The sequence below is a fragment of the Pseudomonas sp. EggHat1 genome, from assembly GCF_014892995.1.
Lineage (GTDB): Bacteria > Pseudomonadota > Gammaproteobacteria > Pseudomonadales > Pseudomonadaceae > Aquipseudomonas > Aquipseudomonas chaetocerotis.
Genome location: NZ_JACKQK010000007.1, coordinates 190,597 through 208,084, shown reverse-complemented (window position 1 = coordinate 208,084; position 17,488 = coordinate 190,597). Strand labels below are relative to the sequence as shown.

Below are 17,488 nucleotides of genomic sequence, written 5' to 3'. Positions count from 1 at the left end.
TCAGTACTGGCTGCGAAAAGCGGTCCATAGTCGGGTGCGCTGGCGTTGCTCGCGCAGGCTCAGTACCTGCTCGGCGAATAGGCGTGCGCGCACGGCTTCGGGCGGGTAGATGTCCGGGTCGCCGCTCACCGCCTCGTCCAGCAGGGGCGTGGCGGCATGGTTGGCGTTGGCGAAGAACAGTTCATTGGTCAGCTCGGCGATGGCTTCGGGCTGCAGCATGAAGTCGATGAAAGCGCGAGCGTTCTGCGGATGCGGCGCATCGGCGGGAATGGCCATGGTGTCGAACCAGATCAACGTGCCTTCGCGCGGAATGCGGTAGAGCACCTCGAACGGTTGCCCGGCCTCGGCAGCGCGTGCAGCGGCCATGCCGGCGTCACCGGTGTAGGTCAGCGCCAGGCAGGTCTCGCCCTTGGCCAGGTCGTCGATCTGCCGGGCATTGCCGATGTAGCGCAGGTTCGGTTGCAGCGCCGCGAGCAAAGCGCTGGCTGCCTCCAGGTCGTCGCCCTTGGCACTGTAGGGCGGCTTGCCCAGGTAGTTGAGGGCGATGGCGATCACCTCCTGCGGCGAGTCGAGCACGGAGATGCCACAGTCCTTCAGCTTGCTGGCGTACTCGGGCTTGAACAGCAGGTGGAGGCTGTCCAGGGCCACGCCGGGCAGGCGCCGTTCCACGGCCTGTTTGTTGATCGCCAGGCCCACCGTGCCCCAGGTGTAGGGCACGCCGTACTGGTTACCGGGGTCGACGCTGGCCAGCTTGGCCAGCAGTTCGGGGTCGAGGTTGCCGGCGTTTTGCAACGCCCCCACCGGCTGCAACGCCTTGGCCTGGATGGCGCGCGACAGGCCGCTGGAAGCGGGAAAGACCAGGTCGTAGCCGCTGCCGCCGGTCATCAGCTTGCTCTCCAGCACATCGGTACTGTCGAAGGTGTCGTATTTGACCCGGATGCCGGTTTCGGCCTGGAAGCGCGCGAGCGCCTGCGGCGCCACGTAGTCGGCCCAGTTGTAAAGGTTGAGCTGTTTCGGCTCCGCCATCAGGGGCGTGGCGACGGCCAGGAGCAGCAGGCTTGCAGCAAGACGCATGGTTCTATCCTCGGGCAGATGCGGTGGGCCGTGCCTCTTTGCTGGAGGCTAGGTTCTGTACGAAAAGTGCCTGCGCTCGGTGATGCTTCGTTAAAAATGGGTTCGGAATGCTCATTTACAGCTCGTAAACTCCGCTTCCTCACCCATTTTTGCCTCGCCTGACCTTCGCTCGACGACTTTTCGTACAGAACCAGGCATGTCGGCATCCTGCGCCCGGCGTTGCTTCGGATAAATACGAAGTGTTCTACTCCAACATCGATCTTCATCAATGTATGGGGCACGTATGCTCAGCCAATTGCGCGACCTCGACCTGCAACTGCTGCGGCTGTTCGTCACCGTGGTGGAGAGCGGCGGTTTCAGCGCCGCGCAGGGTGAACTGGGTATCGGCCAGTCGACCATCAGCACGCAGATGGCCAAGCTGGAAACGCGCCTGGGCTTTCGCCTGTGCGAACGCGGCAAGGCCGGCTTTCGCCTGACGCCCAAGGGCGAGCAGGTGCTGGTCGCCACGCGCAAGCTGTTCGCCGCCATCGAGATCTTCAAGGGCGAAGCCCAGGGCATGGCCGACAAGCTGCTCGGCGAGCTTCGTATCGGTCTGTCCGAAGCGCTGTCGAACGAAGTGATCGAGCGCATCGGCAAGGCCGTCGGGCGTTTTCGCCAACGCAACCAGGCGGTGCAGATCGAACTGCTCAGCGCCATGCCCGCCGAACTGGAGCGACGCCTGCTGCAGGACCAGCTACAACTGGCCATCGGCTATTTTTCCGGCAGCCAGACGGCGCTGAATTATCAGCCGCTGTTCGACGAGCGCCAGCGCCTGTACTGCGCGCGCCAGCATCCGCTGTTCGACCGGGCAACGCCGAGCGCCGATGACCTGCAGGACTGCGACCGGGTGCTGCATCCCTACCGTTTCATCGCTGCCGACGAGCCCTGGCAAGGCGGCAGCAGCAGCGCCCGTTGCGAGCAGGTCGAAGGCAGCCTGGCGTTCATCCTCTCCGGTGCTCACCTGGGCTACCTGCCCGAGCACATTGCCCTGCCCTGGGTGAATCGCGGCCAATTGCGCGCATTGCCCGGCATCTGGGATTTCACCGTGCAGTTTCGTCTGGCCAGTCACCGCGGCCATCCGCCCAGCGAAGCGCAGCAGGCCTTCAGCGAAGATCTGCTGAACGCGTTCAGCACCTGCTGAAACATCCGGGGTCTATAGTGGTTGTTCCTTCCTCACCACACCCTCTGGAGTACACATGAGCAAGACCTACAACGTCGCCGTGCTGGTCGGTAGCCTGCGCAAAGCCTCCATCAACCGCAAACTGGCCCAGGCGCTGGCTGAACTGGCGCCCGCCTCGCTGAACCTGGAAATCCTCGAGATCGGCGACTTGCCGCTGTACAACGAAGACGCCGACGGCGATACCGCTCCGGCCTCCTATGCGCCGTTTCGCAGCAAACTCAAGGCGGCCGACGCGGTGCTGTTCATCACCCCCGAGTACAACCGCTCGATCCCGGCGCCGATGAAGAACGCCATCGATGTCGGCTCGCGCCCGTATGGCCAGAGCGGCTTCAGCGGCAAACCGGGTGCCGTGCTCAGTGCCTCGCCGGGCGCCGTTGGTGGCTTTGGTGCCAACCATCACCTGCGCCAGTGCCTGGTGTTCCTCGACGTGCATGTGCTGCAGCAGCCGGAAGCCTACCTCGGTGGCGCCGGCAACTTCTTCGACGAGAACGGCGTACTCAGCGACGGCATCAAGCCATTCCTGCAGAAGTTCATAGACGCCTATGCCGTCTGGGTGGCCAAGCAGGCCTGATGCCTGGCGCCGCCCACTGGGCGGCGCTCTGCTGTGCCGATATACCCTCATCTGCGGCTTGAATGACACTGGCGACTAGACCGACCGGTCTACATAATCCAGGCCATGACCAAGACCACTCGCGACAAACTGATCGACGCCATGATCGATGCCCTGCAGCGCAAAGGCCTGCATGGCGTCGGCCTGAGCGAACTGCTGGCTGCCGCCGGTGCGCCCAAGGGCAGCCTTTATCACCACTTCCCGAACGGCAAAACCGAACTGGCGGTAGCCGCCATCGAACGCATCGGCCAGCGCGCCGAGCAGGCGTTCGCCACGCTCTTCGAGCGTCAGTCCGATCCGCTCGATGCGTTGACTATCTGGCTGCAGAGCGCGCTTGGCCAGTTGCAGGACAGCGCCTTCGAACGCGGCTGTCCGTTGGCCACCGTCGCCCTGGAAAGTGGTCCGCAAGATCACGAAATTCGTGCAGCCCTGGCCAATGCCTTCGTCGCCATTCGCCAGGCACTGCAGCAGCAACTGCAGCGCCATGGTTACCCACAGCCAGAGGGGCTCGCTGCCCTGTTCGTCGCGCTCTACGAGGGCGGTCTGCTGCAAGCACGTGTCGCCGGCAGCAGCGAGCCGCTGAAACAGGCCGTTGCCACCCTGCTCCACCTGACCCGCCAGCACCGCATGGAGTCCCCGCCAGCATGAACACAGTCATTCGCAGCGAAACACTGCCCCTGCTCGCCCTCGACGACTACCAGTTGGCCGCCACGCGCTATCACGCCGAGCGACCACAGGCGCAGTTGCTGATCGCCGGCGCCACCGGGGTGCCGCAAGGTTTCTATCGCCGTTTTGCCGAATACGCCGCCAGCCGTGGTTTCAACACCATGACCCTGGACTACCGTGGCATCGGCCAATCCAAGCCAGATAGCCTGCGTGGATTCGAGATGGAGTATCTCGACTGGGCCCATCTCGACCTGGCCGCGGCGGTGGATCAGCACCGGCACGCCGAGCGCCCGCTGTTCATGATCGGCCACTCGTTCGGCGGTCACGCCTTTGGCCTGCTGCCCAATCATGATCAGGTCGCCGGCTTCTACACTTTCGGCACCGGCGCCGGCTGGCACGGCTGGATGCCCAAGGCAGAGCAGGTGCGCGTACTGGCCATGTGGCGGGTGATCGGCCCACTGATGACGCGCTACAAAGGTTATCTGGCCTGGAGCAAACTGGGCATGGGCGAGGACCTCCCGCTGGGCGTGTACCGTCAGTGGAAGCGCTGGTGCCGCTTCCCGCGCTACTTCTTCGACGACCCGCAGATGCCGGGCCTGGCCGAGCGCTTCGCCCAGGTGAGCACACCGATTGTGGCGCTCAACAGCCTGGACGATCTGTGGGCGCCACCGGCCTCTCGCGATGCCTTCATGGCCGCCTATGTGAATGCGCCTTACCAGGCGCGCACGCTCGACTCGCAAGCCGAGGGCCTGGGCACTATCGGTCATATGGGTTATTTCCGTCCCGCCGCACAGCGTCTGTGGGACGAGACGCTGGACTGGTTCGAGCAGATCAGCGCCGGGCGACAGGCCGCCTGATCTCGCAGGGTGCGCTGTGCGCACCAGCCATGGTGGGCGGAGACATCGGTGCGCACGGCGCCCCTACGGAGAGGGTGCGCCGCAGGAATCAGCTGCCGATCACCCCGCCGTCGATGCGGGTCACCAGCACCGTGGTCGAGCGCGGACGGCTACGTCCGTCGCTGGCCGGGTAGCTGATGCCCGGGTGCTGGATGTTGGCCCACATCGCCTTGCCGTCAGGGCTCCAGGCCAAGCCGGTGATCTCGCAGCCGCGCGGGCCGACCATGAAGCGACGCACCTCGCGGGTAACGGGGTCGGCGCAGAGCATCATGTTGCAACCCATGCCCTGCATCGGCGCCTCCTCGTCGTCATAGTCGGTCTGGATCCACAGACGCCCGGCGGCATCGAAAGCCAGGCCGTCCGGTGAAGAGAAGATGTCGCCATTGACGGTGCCGGTGAGGTTGGCCGGTACCGGCTCACCCTCGGCAGTCCGCGCGCCCTTGGCCTCTCCGGCCAGCAGAAACAGCTCCCAGGTGAAGGCGGTGGCGGTCGGGTCGGCGCCCTGCTCTTTGAAGCGCAGGATCTGCCCGTGCAGGTTGTGCGGACGCGGGTTGGCGGCGTCGGTAGGCTGCTTGTCGCCACGGCCATCGTTGTTGGTCAAGGCGACATAGACTTCGCGGGTGCCGGGGTGCACCGTGGCCCACTCGGGACGATCCATCGGCGTGGCGCCAGCACGGTCGGCGGCGGCACGAGCGTTGAGCAGCACCTCAGCCTGGCTGGCGAAGCCGTGCTCGGCGCTCAGGCCGTTCTGCCCGTGCACCAGGGCCAGCCACTGACCGCTGCCATCGGCATCGAACCGTGCGACGTACAGGGTGCCCTCGTCCAGCAGGTCGCGGTTGGCGCGAGGATTGGCGGCGTCGAAACGCCCGGCCGGGACGAACTTGTAGACGTACTCGCCGCGGGCGTCATCGCCCGAGTAAAAGGCCATACGCCCATCTTCGCCAAGCGCCAGTGCCGCGCACTCGCGACTGATGCGGCCGAAGGCGGTGCGCTTGATCGGCTGCGCGCTCGGATCGAAGGGGTCGATCTCGACCACCCAGCCGAAGCGGTGCGGTTCGTTGACGTGGCCGCCGTGGGGCTGGTCGTCATAGGGGGTGGCGTCGAAACGCGGATCGGCGGTTTCCCACGCGTAGTTCTTGCTGGTGCCCTCGTTGGCCAGGCCGTAACGCTTGTGCGACACCCGACGCGGGTAGTCCTGCTTGTCGCGGTTGATGAAGTAGTTGTGCCAGTTTTCCTCGCAGGTGAGGAATGTGCCCCAGGGCGTGACACCGGTGGCGCAGTTGTTCAACGTACCGAGCACCGTCAGGCCTTCGGGATCGCTGGCGGTCTTCATCATCTCCAACCCCGCCAGCGGCCCGGACAGGCGCATCGGCGTGAACATGCTGATGCGCCGGTTGTAGGGCGAATCCAGCACTCTGTGCCACTGGCCGTCCGAGCCCTTCCTCACGTCGATCACCGAGACGCCATGAGCGGCCTGCTCCTTGCGCACCTCGTCCAGCGGGCGCGGCTTGGACTGGTCGATCACCCCGGACGGATGCAGCGGCGGATTGACGTATTCGTGGTTCATCACCAGCAGGCCACGATCCTCTTCGCCCTCGAAGGCGAAGAAGTTCATGCCGTCGTGGTTGTCGCCGGCCTGCTTGAGCTGGGCATGCCAGTCGTCACTGGCATCCGGGCGCCAGTCCGGCGCGCCGGGCTCCACCGCGTCGCCCCAGGAGAAGAACGGCACAGCGCGGTAGCCTGGCGGCACCAGCACCTGATCGAACTGTGCATCGAACTGCAGCGGCACGCTGGTGAAGTTCAGCAACGGGCTGGCCGACGCCTTGCCGCAGGCGGCCAGGCCGCCGCCGAAGAAGCCCAGGGCGGCCAGGCCGAGGCCGCCCTTGAGCAGGTTGCGCCGGGTGGGGTCGATCAGCGTGGCCAGCGGCGCATTGGCGCTGGGGTTGATCGACTGGTCGTCGTGGGCTTCAAGGCGTTGGTGAAAGTCCTGCGGATCGTGCTTCATCGAGCTTCTCTATGCTGGCTGGTGTTCCCGGATTGCATCCGGGCTACGGTTGGATTGAGGAGCAGCGTTATTCGATGCGATAGGTAAAGGTGTTCCTCACGTTGGCCACCGCCACGGCGCGGCCATCGATCACCCGTGGCTGGTAGCGAAAGCTCTTCGCCGCGTTCAGTGAGGGGCGGACGAACAGTGGGTGGCAGTCGGGTTCGGCCTCGGGATTTTCCACCCGGCCCTGCTCATTGACCCGGTAACGCACCGTGCACTGTCCTTCGAGACCCTTGTCCAGGGCGCGCTGCGGATAGGCTGGGGCCTGCTTGGCGATGGGCAGGAACTCGCGACTGGCGGCTGCAGCTGCTTCGGCCTGGCGCGCGCGTTCGGCCGCAGCAGCGGCCGCCTGCTGACGCTCGGCCTGTTCACGCAGCTCGGCCAGACGCTGCTGCTCCAGTTGCTCGCGCACCTCGGCCTCGCGGCGCTCTCGCTCACGCCGCAGCGTCTCGCGTTGGCGTTGCTGCTCCTGCTCAAGGCGCTGTTGCTCGACGCGTTTGCGCGCCAGGGCAGCCTGCTCCAGCCGCTGTTGCTCGATGGCCGGATCGGGCTGGGCCGGCTGCGGTGGCTCGGGAATCACGGCAGGCGGCTGCGGCGGTGCCGGCGGGGTCAGGGTCAGCAGTTGCAACTGCACCGTGCTGACCAGCGGCACCGGTGGTTCGTCAACCTGCCAATGAGTCAGCAACAGCGCGCCCAGCCCCAGGTGCAGACCGAGGGTCGCGCCCAGGGCCACGCAGCGACGACGCCAGTGCAACGACAGCAGTACTGAACGTCGAGCATCGTCTACGGCAGGCATGGCCAGGCTGCTCATTGCGGAGCCTCGGTGACCAACCCCAGGCTGCTCACCCCGCCCTGCTGCAAGGCGGCGATGCCGGCCACCACGCTGGCGTAGTCGGCGGCCTGATCAGCGCGGATATACACCTGGGTGTCGCCACCCTCGGCGACCAGTTGCGCCACCCGCGCACTCATCACCGCCAGGTCCACCGCCTGCTCGCTGGCCGCGCCCAGCTCGGTGTCCAGTTCGCTGCCGAGGTTCCAGTAGTAGCTGCCATCGGCCTGTACCGAGAGGGTCAGGATGCGTTGCTGGTGATCACTGGGCAGCGCTTCGGCGGCGACCTTGGGCAACTCGATCTGCACCCCCTGGGTGAGCATGGGCGCGGTGACCATGAAGATCACCAGCAGCACCAGCATCACGTCGATATAGGGCACCACGTTCATCTCGGCCTTGGGGCCGTGCTTGCTCTGTGGCCTGCGCATGGCTTTCCCCTCAGGCCGCTGCGGCGATGCGGCCGCTACCGGCGTGCAGCTTGCGCTGCAGGCGCCCCTGCAACTCGTTGCCGAAGCCGTAGTAACGCGCGCCAAGGCTGGCTACCCGAGCGGAGAAGCGGTTGTAGGCGATTACTGCGGGAATCGCCGCGAACAGGCCGATGGCGGTGGCGATCAGCGCCTCGGCAATGCCCGGTGCGACGGTGGAGAGGGTCGCCTGCTGCACCTGGGACAGGCCAATGAAGGAATTCATGATGCCCCAGACGGTGCCGAACAGGCCGACATAGGGGCTCACCGAACCTACCGTGGCGAGCAGCGGCAGGCCCTTTTCCAGACGTTCTTCCTGTTCGGCGATGGCCACCAGCAGGCTACGTTCGACACTCTCGACCACCGCCTCGCTGGCGACGCCGGGCTCGCGTTGCAGATGCTGGTACTCGCGGTAACCGGCCTGGAACAACTGCTGCAGGCCTGCATCCTGATCCGCCTCGGCGCCGCACTCGCGCTGCAACTGAGCCAGGTCGGCGGTGCCGCGAAAGCGCTGCAGGAAGCTCCGCGCCTCACGTTCGCTGCGGCGCAGCACGGCGCTGCGCTGAACGATCAAATACCAGCTGGCCAGCGACGCCAGCACCAGGCTGAGCATCACCGCCTGCACCAGCAGGCTGGCCTCGCTGACCAGGCTCCAGACGGTCATCTGTTCGAGTGAACTGTGCATCTCCGACTCCTTGCTTGTCGCGCCCACCATGGGTGGCGAGCGCCATGTCTATTGCGGTTACCGGATCCCTTGCTCCGGGCCCGTAGGAGGGGCTTTAGCCGCGAGCTTCTCGCCCCGTCTGTAGTGCCCGGTGCTTCGCTGCGGCGGACTGTTCGCTGCGCTCCTGAGTCCGCCCTACGAACGCCCCCTAGCCGGACGAAATCCGGCCGTGAAACGCGGTTATTCCAGGCCCAGGGCCTCGGCCACTGCGCGCCAGGGCAGGTACTTGTAGTTCTGCCGGCCTTCGGGCATGCGCTTGCGGCCGTCCTGCACCACCAGCATCCCCTGGCTCCAGGGGCCACCGAGGTTGGCCGAGGTCACCTCCAGGCCATCGGTCTCCGACACACCGTCGATGCCGCGCTCTGCATCCAGACCGATACGGAAGGCGCCGCGCACCGCATAGGGCGCCTGGCCGTCGAGCACCACATAACTGTCGTTGCCCTGACTGGAGACCACCAGGTAGTCGCGCTGCTCGCCCTGGTAAAAGGCCAAACCCTCGATATCGGCGTGCACCACGTCGCCGACGCCGATTACCTGCTGCAGCTCGGCCGGCACCTCGGCGCGGGCATCCAGGGCCCACACCGCGACATCCTCCTCGCCGACGAACAAGCGCTTGTTACGGTCATCGGCGACGCAGCCTTCCGGCTGGCTGGCGACCTTGAACTGGCGCGCCAGGGTGGTCTGCACGAGGCCGCTGGAACCGTCGAGGCGGTACTGCAGGAAAGTGCCGTCCTTGTCGTTGGCAATGGCATGGATGGCGCCATCGGGCTCCTGGAACAGGCACAAGCCGTAGATATCGGTCAGGGTGGTCGGCGCCTGGCCGAGGTCGCTGAGCTCGCCGCTGGCGCGGTCGATGGCGAAGAACTGCAGGGCGTTGTTGTCGCGATGGCTGGCTACGGCCAAGTCCACCGTGGCACTGCCGAGGCGAAAGCCCGGGCGCAGGTCGACGTTGTTGACGCGGCCGACGCGCAGGTCCTGAAGTTGCTTGCCTTGCAGGTCGTAGACCAGCAGGCCGCCCTGCTTGTCGGTGCCCAGTACGCGACTGCGGCTCGGCTCATCCGGGTGCAGCCAGATCGCCGGGTCGTCGGCGGCGTCGCCCAGGCTCGGTACCTCGTCGGTCTGTACCAGCGACGTCAGCACCGGCAGCGCTCTGATCGGCGCCGGTGGCTCCGGCAGCCAGTCGAGCTGAGCACGGTGCAGGCCACGGTCGTCGCCGATCAGCAATTGCAGACCACCCTCGACCACCCGCGCACCGAGGCGCTCAGGCTCATCCAGCCCAGCCAGCGGCAGCGGCGCCTCGGCGCGCCAGCCTTTGCCCTGGCGGCTGTAGCGGTGCAGCACGCCGGCCTCGGGGTCGAGGGCAAGCACGCCAGCAGGAATCACGGCCATGCCGGCCATGGCCTCGGCGATATCACCGAACGGCTGACGCAGGCCCACTGGCTGGCGGGTCAGGTCGGCCTCGGCGTGGGCGGTGTAGGCCCACAGGCCGACGTTTTCCTCGTTTACGTAGAGCAGCTCGGCAGCGTCATCGACGCGGCAATGCTCGCTGGCCGGCGGCAGGCTCAGGCGCCGCACCAGGCGCGGCTCGGCCAGCGGCTGCAGGCCCTGGGCCACCAACCACTGTTCGCCCATGCCCTCTTCGCCAACCAGGAACAGGAACTGGTTGTCGGCCTCGTCGCGCGACAGGCATAGGCCGTCCACCTTGAAGCTGGCGCGCGGCAGATACACCGGCGCCCCCCAGCGCCGCTCGGCACCGCGCAGCGCCACCAGCACGGGCTGCTGACGGTCGATGTCGACACTGGCCAGCAGCAGGCCCTCGGCATCGACACGCTGATCCAGGGCGCCGAAGCGACCGGGCAGATGAGCCAGCTTGGCGCCCTGTTCATCGAGCAGGTAGAGGCCCTGCTTCTCGCTGCTGAGCAGGTAGCGCGCACCCGGCCAGAACGTGGTGTCGGTCAGCAGTTGCAGGTCTTCGACAGCAATCTCGGTGGCAGGCTGCCAGGCCTGTGGTGCCAGCGGCGCAGCCTCGTTCGCAGTGGTCTGGGCCTGGACGGCCCGCGCCTGTGGCTCACAACCAGCGAGGAGCAGGACACTGGCGAGTAGAGCGAGAGCCAGGGGCGAAGGGGTAAAAACACGGTTCATTTCAGGGGCGATCCTTGTACGGGTCGCCCTGCGCTGCCCGGCGGGCGCGCAGGGCAGAGATTTTAGAAGTGGGTAAAGGTCAGGCCGAGCGTGTAGGTCGGGCCGTATTCCTCGTACTGGGCGTTGTAGCGACGGTTGCCGGTATAGAGGTAATAGGACTCGTCCGTGATGTTCTGCGCCTCGAACTTGAGCTGCAGGTTGTCGCTGAGGAAGTACCCGGCGCTGAAATCGACGAACAGTTGAGCATCGGCATAGAGGTCATGGACCTTGTCGTCCACAGCCGCCACCTCGGCCAGGTACCTCGATTTGTAGTTGGCCGCCAGGCGCAGACTGAGCTTGTCGTTCTCCCAGCCCAGGGTCAGGTTGCCGACCTGGTCGGACTGGTTCGGCAGGTCGATGCTGCGCTTGCTGCCCTGGCCTTCAATGCGCGCATCGGAGCGGCTGAAGGTGGCGTTGGCGCCCAGCAGCAGGCCGTTCCAGGGTGCCGGCAGCCACTCGAACTTCTGCGAGTAGGCCAGCTCGATGCCGTAGAGTTTGGCGCTGGTGCCGTTGGCGAAGGTATTGGCCTCGCTGAAATCGGCCCAGGCGCCGCTGCCGGCCAGGTCCGTGGCATAGACGAAATTGTCGATATCCTTGTAGAAGGCGAAAGCCGAGACCACCCCGGCGCGGCCCAGGTAGCGCTCGATACCGAGGTCGAAGTTGCTCGACTCCAGCGGCTTGAGGTTGGGGTTGCCGAAACTGGCCTCGTCACCGTCAATGACGAAACCCGGCGCCAGCTGGCCGAAGGTCGGGCGCACCACCGAGTTGGTCCAGGCGGCGCGGATCTGCGTGCTGGCATCGAGCTGGTAGCGTGCGTGCAAGCCCGGCAGCCAGTGGTCGTAGCGCTTGCGGCTGCTGATCGACTCGTAGGCATCGTCGCGCAGGCCGGTGCCCTTGGCCTCGAACTCGGTGCCCTCGTAGCGCATCCCGGCGATAAAGCGCCAGTCGTCGATGTCGACGCTGTTCATCAGGTAGGCGGCGTTGATGTCCTCGCGCATCGAGAAGTCGTTGATGCGTGATTCTTCCTCGTCATAGAAGTCGGCTTTGTTCAGCCCGGCGAGCAGACGCTCGATGGCCTTCGCGCTGATGCCCGGGCCGAAGCGGCCGAGACCGTAGTCGACCTCGCCCTTGACGAACTGGCCGAGGTTGAGCTGCTCGTCCGTCAGGCCGAAGTCGCCCAGATCCTCGTAGACCCAGGCCTCCAGGTCGTTGTCCTTCTTGCGCCGGCTGAGCTTGCCACCGAACTTGGCCTGTGCCGCATAGCCACTTAGCTCGTAGTCGCGGGCCAGGTCGAGCTTGATGTTCTTTTCGGTGTCAGTGGTCTTCTGCTTCTCCCACGCCACTTCGTCGAGGGTGAAGTTGGCCGGGTCGTAGAAATCCGAACCGATGTTCAGCTTCGGCTTGCGCGTGCCGCCGAAGCCGACATCGGCAAAGTCGTCGTTGCCCTCGAAGGTGGCGCCGGCGATGCCTTCCGGGGTCTTCTCGCTGGCCTTGCTGTAGCCAAGCTGGCCGCTGACCGTCCACAGGCCCAGGCTGCGCTCGCCGCCGAACACGTAGGACTGGATCTGCTGGGTTTCTTCACGGCTTTTCAGCTCACGCCAGCCTTCGGCCTCGCCGGTCTCACCGGGCAACTGCGCGTCGGCGAACCCAACGCCGGCGGCGTTGCGCGTTTCCGTGTCCTTGTAGCGACTGTAGAGGGTACGCAGGTAGTAACTGGAGACGTCGTCCGGCTTGTAGTCGAAATTCAGACCGAAGCCGGTGCGCTCGCGGCGGATGTCGTAGGCGCGCTGTTCCAGCTCTTCGAGCCTGGCACCGTCGCTGAAGTCCCAGGCACCGCCGGTCTCCACGTTGTCCGAAGCGAAATCACGTTTTTGCCAGCTCAGCGCCGCGGCCACACCGAAGTTGTCGATACCGTCGCCGAGACTGAAGCGCTCGCTGATCGCGCCGGAGAATTTCGGGCTGGTCTGGCTGCTGTTGTCGTCATGGCTAGCCTCGCCGCTGAGGGTGTAGAACAGGCCGTCGTGGTCGAAGGCCGACAGGCTTTCCACTTGCACGGTGCCACCGAGGGAGTTGGCGTCCATGTCCGGAGTCAGGGTCTTGACCACCGACAGCGACTGCACCAACTCGGACGGCAGTACGTCCAGGGCCACCGCGCGGCGGTCGCTCTCCGGCGAGGGCACCAGGGTGCCATTGATGGTCACGCTATTCAGGTCCGGGCCGATGCCGCGCACGCTGACGAAGCGGCCCTCGCCCTGGTCGCGCTCCACCGACAGTCCGGGAATACGCTGCAGCGCCTCGGCGGCGTTGTCGTCCGGCAACTGGCCGATGCCGTCGGCATGCACCACGCTGGTGACACTGTCGGAGCGGCGCTGATCCTGCAACGCCTTGTCGATGCTCACCGCCTGGCCGACCACCTCGACGTGTTCGAGCAGCACCGGCTCCTCGGCCAGGACGACGGTACTGGCGGCGATGGCCAGCGCCAGGGTGCTGATACGAAAGCCCGCATGGCGGGTGCTGCTGTGACCTAGGCGCATGGCCTGCTCTCCCCAAGAGTGAAAACTACCGGCACGGGGCCGGCTCGCTGGAGGCGCAAGCTAGGTGGGGCGAATGACGCTTCTGTGACAGACCTGGAGCGAACAGCGCAAATACCCGGGTTTTAGCGGCACTATCGGCGGCAGATGAGCCGAAATGACCTGACGCGGCGCGCCTCGACGGCGGGCTGCCTGCTCGTGGCGAGTGGTGTGTGGCGCCTGAACGGCCGCGGGGTTGGTGCGCGCGGCGCACCCTACGGCCGTGCGCAGCAAAAAATCGTGCAACTGCCCTGAGCCGAATCGACCTCCCCGGCTGCAACCAAAGTGTCATGGGCATCTGTTCTGCTGCCGCCATCGAAGCCTGCGGAGCACCGCCGATGCCACCCCTGCTGAAACTGCATGCCTGGAAACTCGCCGGCCTCTTGCTGCTGGCCAATCTCGGCCTGCTTGCTCACCTGATCGCCGGCCATATCAAACCCGTCAGCGAATGGAACTGGACCGATATCCTCGGCGAAGGTGGTTCGGCGCTACTGGTGCTGCTGTGGATCGGCCTGTTGCTGAAAAGCCGCCCGGCCGGCCGGGTGACCAACCTGCTGTTCTGCGGCCTGGCCTGCCTGTTCTTCTCGCTGTGGATGGACTCGGTGGACGAGTTCGTGCAACTGCCGGCCAGCGCCAACTGGGACAAGTGGCTGGAGTCCGGGCCGATGCCGGTAGGCTTCATCCTCATGACCCTGGGCATCTACCACTGGCACCGCGAGCAGCTGGCGATCAGCGCGCAGATGGAAAAGCGCGAGCGGCTGTTCCGTGAGCACCGCCTGTTCGACAAGCTCACCCCACTGGGCGGCGCCGAGTACCTGCGCCTGCAAGTACAGCAGGCGCTGCAGCAAAGCCGCGCCGAAGGCCAGCCGCTGGGCCTGGCGATCCTCGACCTGGATGGCTTCGGCCGCCTCAACCGCGAGCACGGCCACGCCGAGGGCGATCGGGTGCTGCAGAGCCTGACCCAGTTGCTGCTGCTCAACCTGCGCCGCCAGGACCTGCTCTGCCGCCTGGCCGGCGACCGTTTCGTCGTGCTGCTGCCAGGCACCGGCGCGCAACAGGCGCAACAGATCGCCATCGAGCTGCAGGACGCCGTACGCCACCTTGCCTACCGCAGCAGCCGCAACGGCGAGCGCCTGCAGCTGTCGGCCAGCGTGGCCAGCGTGCTGGCGCAGGACGAGGACGGTGACAACCTGCTCAAACGCGTCAACCTGGCCCTGGCACGGACCAGGCAAGCGCCTGCCATCAAACGGGCCTGAGGAAGACGCCATGGCCATCAAGGGCAGTTGGTACGAACGCGACAGCCGCTTCATCGCCGCCCACCACCAACCAGCGTTGCTGCTCGATCTGGCTCTGGCCCGCGAGCTGGACAGCCATCGCCTGCTGCGCGGCAGCGGCCTGTTCCACGAAGACATTCTCAGCGGTCAGGCGCGCATCAGCCCACAGCAGTTTCTGCAACTGATCGACAACGCGCGGCGCCTGCTGGACGCCGACGACAGCAGCTTCCTGTTCGGCCAGCGCCTGCTGCCTGGCCACTACGGCGCCGCCAGCCAGGCCCTGCAGCAAGCCGGCAACCTGCAGCAGGCGCTGGAGTTGCTGACACGTCTGCGCGCCCTGCTCAGCCCGCTGCTAGCGCCGCGCCTGCTGCTCGACGAACAGCGCATCTACATCGTCTGGCTGGATGCCTGCGGCTGCGGCGAGCAACGCCGCTTTCTGCTCGAGGCGAGCATGACCGCCCTGGCCTCCTGCAGCCGCTGGCTGGCTGGCGAACGCCTGCCCTGGCAGTTCGAATTCGCTCACGAGCAGCCACGCTACATCGAACAGTATTGGGTGCACCTGGGAGAGGACGTGGCGTTCGCACGCCAGGTGGACATGATGAGCCTGCCGCGTGAATACCTGGCCCGCCCCTGGCCAGGCGCTTCTCTCACCGCCGGACAGGTGGCCGAGCAACAGAGCCTGACGCAACTGGAGGCGCTGGGATTCTCCGCCAGCCTGCTCGATCGCCTTTACGATCACCTGCACGAGCAGATTCGCGAGACGCCTAATCTGGACAAGGTGGCGCACACCTTCGCCATGAGCCCGGCCACTCTCAAGCGCAAGCTGGGCAAGCACGACAGCCACTTTCAGGAGCAACTCGATCTGGTGCGCAAGCACGTGGCGCTGTACCTGTACCGGGTCAAGGGCTACAGCAATGACGAAGTGGCCGCCTACCTGCAGTTCCACGACAGCACCAACTTCCGCCGCTCGTTCAAACGCTGGACCGGTCTGTCCCCCAGTGCGCTGCGTCAGTTGCTGGGTTGATGGCGCGCATCCTGTTGAGGAGATTCGGAGGGGATCGAGCGGGGATGGGCGAACGCCCCAAAAAAGAAAACCCCGCGTTCGCGGGGCCTTGCAGACTGTAGTCCTGACATCCTTGATCTGCTCACCATCCTGGCGGCTGTCCAGCGTGTCCTTGTTCGTCTAGGCGCTTCCTGCGCTGAATCCATAAGCGGCATAGTACGCTCGTACCTGATCGACCGACAGTGGCAAAACACGTGACATCGTGTAAGCAATGGCTTACACGAGCTCTCCCTCTTTCAGCCGCTCGACTTTGCTGTGGCGGTCCTGGGTTGGGAGAAAGCATTTAGCCATGTTTTTTGCGACGTGCGTCTTGCTAGACTCCATCTTGTCCTACAAAAACAACAGACTCCGACAACGGTGGTCACTGGGGCTAGAGTATGCGCGCAGTCACCTTGCTTCTCGGTTGCCTGGCAACCTGCATCAGCACGTTCTCCCTGGCCAGTGGCCAGACCCAACTGGGCGATGTCAAACAGGCCATCGATCAGGCGTTCTGGCAGGATCTCTACGGTAATGGCGGCACCACGCTCTATTGCGGCCAGACCTTCGCACGCGAAAGCGGCACCCTGACTGCCAGCCCAATCTACAGCAGCAAGCAGCTCAAGAGCGCGATGCGCTGCGTCACCGACCGCCAATGCACCATCATGAACCCGCGCTATCCGTATATTTCCGCCGACCTGCATAACTACTACCCGGCGCTCAGCCGCGTGGAGCTGGCACGACGCAACGCCCAGTTCGCCGAACTGGCCGAAGACGTACCGAGCAAGTTCGCCGACATCGGCTGCGATATGAAAACCAGCTTCCAGCTGGTGGAGCCGCGTGACGAAGCCAAGGGCAACATCGCCAGAGCGATCTTCTACATGCATGTCGAGTACGACCTGCCCATCGTCGGCCTGGTGCCGATGTACAAGACCTGGCACCGCATGGACCCCCCGGATGCCGAGGAAAAGGCCCGCAACGACAAGATCGAGGTGCTGCAGGGCACCCGCAATCGCTTTATCGACGATCCCGCGTTGGTGGATCAACTGATCCGCGATTGACCCTGCTCACTGTGGGAGGGGCTTTAGCCGCGACGAAACCACTGCGGATCGCCGGCAAGCCGGCTCCTACGGTTTGTGGACAGACTACCCTCTGCGCTTGTGCAACGAACGCAGCTTATAGCGGTCACCGGGATGGATCAGCCGCGCATAGCTGATCAGGTGATCGTCCGACCAGGTGCGGCGAATCACGCTCAGGCAAGGCATGGCCGGGTCGATCTGCAGCAGGTCAGCCGTGCGCGCATCCACCAGCACCGCTTCGACCACATGCTCGACATCCGAGATCGGGCAACTGGCGACCAGCACCTCGTTGGGCGTGACCTGGGTGAAGTCGCTCTGCAGGTAATGCGGTACCCAGCGCGGGTTGACGAAGCGGTCCTCGAGCTGGATCGGCAGATCGTCCTGCAGGTGCACGAGGATGCTGTGAAACACCTCCCCGCCCAGGCGCAGCCCAAGACGCAGGGCCACCTCATCATCGGCGGCGATGGCCTCGCAACGCACCACGGTATTGCTGTAGGCATGGCCGCGACCACGCACTTCGCTGGCGATGTTCATCACCTCGTGCAGCGGCGACTCGGCCTTGCGGTCGGTGACGAAGGTGCCAAGCCCGGCCTGACGCACCAGGTAGCCCTTCTGCACCAGATTCTGGATCGCCTTGTTGGCGGTCATGCGACTGACGGCGAAGTCGCGCGCCAGCTGTTCCTCGGGCGGAATCTGATGATTGACCGGATAGGCACCGCCGTGAATGCGCTCGAGGAGAAAATCCTCGATGGCCTTGTAGCGCGGGGTGGGACTGGTCACGACTGCTCCTTGGAAATGCCCGGTGCGGGGATGATA

At 65.4% G+C, this 17,488-nt stretch carries 15 protein-coding genes; 7 read left to right on the top strand and 8 right to left on the bottom strand.

The window, feature by feature from the left end; translation table 11 throughout:
- The gene (locus INS93_RS13560) at positions 1-1,074 is read right to left on the bottom strand and encodes an extracellular solute-binding protein (RefSeq protein ID WP_192982779.1); all 1,074 of its coding nucleotides are present in this window, start codon (positions 1,072-1,074) and stop codon (positions 1-3) included.
- A gap of 283 nt (positions 1,075-1,357) precedes the next feature.
- Between INS93_RS13560 and INS93_RS13555 the strand changes: the two genes are divergently transcribed.
- The 4 genes from INS93_RS13555 (at position 1,358) to INS93_RS13540 (ending at position 4,426) form a co-directional block, all read left to right on the top strand.
- On the top strand, positions 1,358-2,254 hold the full coding sequence (locus tag INS93_RS13555) for a LysR family transcriptional regulator (protein WP_192982776.1): 897 nt from the start codon (positions 1,358-1,360) through the stop codon (positions 2,252-2,254).
- A gap of 55 nt (positions 2,255-2,309) precedes the next feature.
- Positions 2,310-2,864, top strand: a complete 555-nt coding sequence (locus INS93_RS13550) for an NADPH-dependent FMN reductase (protein WP_192982773.1) — start codon at positions 2,310-2,312, stop codon at positions 2,862-2,864.
- Between the two features lie 105 nt (positions 2,865-2,969).
- Complete coding sequence (locus tag INS93_RS13545; RefSeq protein ID WP_192982771.1) at positions 2,970-3,551, top strand: TetR/AcrR family transcriptional regulator; 582 nt, start codon at positions 2,970-2,972, stop codon at positions 3,549-3,551.
- The gene (locus INS93_RS13540; protein ID WP_192982768.1) at positions 3,548-4,426 is read left to right on the top strand and encodes an alpha/beta fold hydrolase; all 879 of its coding nucleotides are present in this window, start codon (positions 3,548-3,550) and stop codon (positions 4,424-4,426) included. Before INS93_RS13545 ends, INS93_RS13540 begins: the two co-directional genes overlap by 4 nt.
- Positions 4,427-4,514: 88 nt before the next feature.
- Here the strand turns inward: INS93_RS13540 and INS93_RS13535 are convergent, their stop codons facing one another.
- From INS93_RS13535 to INS93_RS13510, 6 genes are all read right to left on the bottom strand, one after another.
- Positions 4,515-6,470, bottom strand: a complete 1,956-nt coding sequence (locus INS93_RS13535; RefSeq protein ID WP_192982765.1) for a PhoX family protein — start codon at positions 6,468-6,470, stop codon at positions 4,515-4,517.
- A gap of 67 nt (positions 6,471-6,537) precedes the next feature.
- Positions 6,538-7,323, bottom strand: coding sequence for an energy transducer TonB (locus INS93_RS13530; RefSeq protein WP_226945516.1), 786 nt, complete (start codon positions 7,321-7,323; stop codon positions 6,538-6,540).
- Positions 7,320-7,769, bottom strand: coding sequence for a protein TolR (gene tolR, locus INS93_RS13525; protein WP_192982762.1), 450 nt, complete (start codon positions 7,767-7,769; stop codon positions 7,320-7,322). The genes INS93_RS13530 and tolR overlap by 4 nt, the downstream gene beginning before the upstream one ends.
- A 10-nt stretch (positions 7,770-7,779) precedes the next feature.
- Positions 7,780-8,490 (bottom strand): protein TolQ, encoded by a 711-nt coding sequence (tolQ, locus tag INS93_RS13520; RefSeq protein WP_160019971.1) that lies wholly within the window; start codon positions 8,488-8,490, stop codon positions 7,780-7,782.
- 219 nt (positions 8,491-8,709) lie between these two features.
- Complete coding sequence (locus tag INS93_RS13515) at positions 8,710-10,671, bottom strand: phytase (protein ID WP_226945515.1); 1,962 nt, start codon at positions 10,669-10,671, stop codon at positions 8,710-8,712.
- Positions 10,672-10,733: 62 nt separating this feature from the next.
- Complete coding sequence (locus tag INS93_RS13510; protein ID WP_192982759.1) at positions 10,734-13,244, bottom strand: TonB-dependent receptor; 2,511 nt, start codon at positions 13,242-13,244, stop codon at positions 10,734-10,736.
- Between the two features lie 374 nt (positions 13,245-13,618).
- On the opposite strand from INS93_RS13510, the gene INS93_RS13505 reads away from it, so the two are divergent.
- From INS93_RS13505 to INS93_RS13495, 3 genes are all read left to right on the top strand, one after another.
- Positions 13,619-14,536 carry a GGDEF domain-containing protein gene (locus INS93_RS13505; RefSeq protein WP_192982757.1) on the top strand — a complete coding sequence of 306 codons (918 nt, stop codon included), beginning with the start codon at positions 13,619-13,621 and terminating at the stop codon, positions 14,534-14,536.
- A gap of 10 nt (positions 14,537-14,546) precedes the next feature.
- Positions 14,547-15,578 (top strand): AraC family transcriptional regulator, encoded by a 1,032-nt coding sequence (locus INS93_RS13500; RefSeq protein ID WP_192982754.1) that lies wholly within the window; start codon positions 14,547-14,549, stop codon positions 15,576-15,578.
- 416 nt (positions 15,579-15,994) lie between these two features.
- Positions 15,995-16,654: an endonuclease gene (locus INS93_RS13495; protein ID WP_192982751.1), complete on the top strand. Its 660-nt coding sequence runs from the start codon at positions 15,995-15,997 to the stop codon at positions 16,652-16,654.
- Between the two features lie 84 nt (positions 16,655-16,738).
- On the opposite strand, the gene hutC is transcribed toward INS93_RS13495, so the two are convergent.
- The gene (gene hutC, locus INS93_RS13490) at positions 16,739-17,452 is read right to left on the bottom strand and encodes a histidine utilization repressor (protein WP_192982748.1); all 714 of its coding nucleotides are present in this window, start codon (positions 17,450-17,452) and stop codon (positions 16,739-16,741) included.
- Between the last annotated feature and the right edge of the window lie 36 nt (positions 17,453-17,488).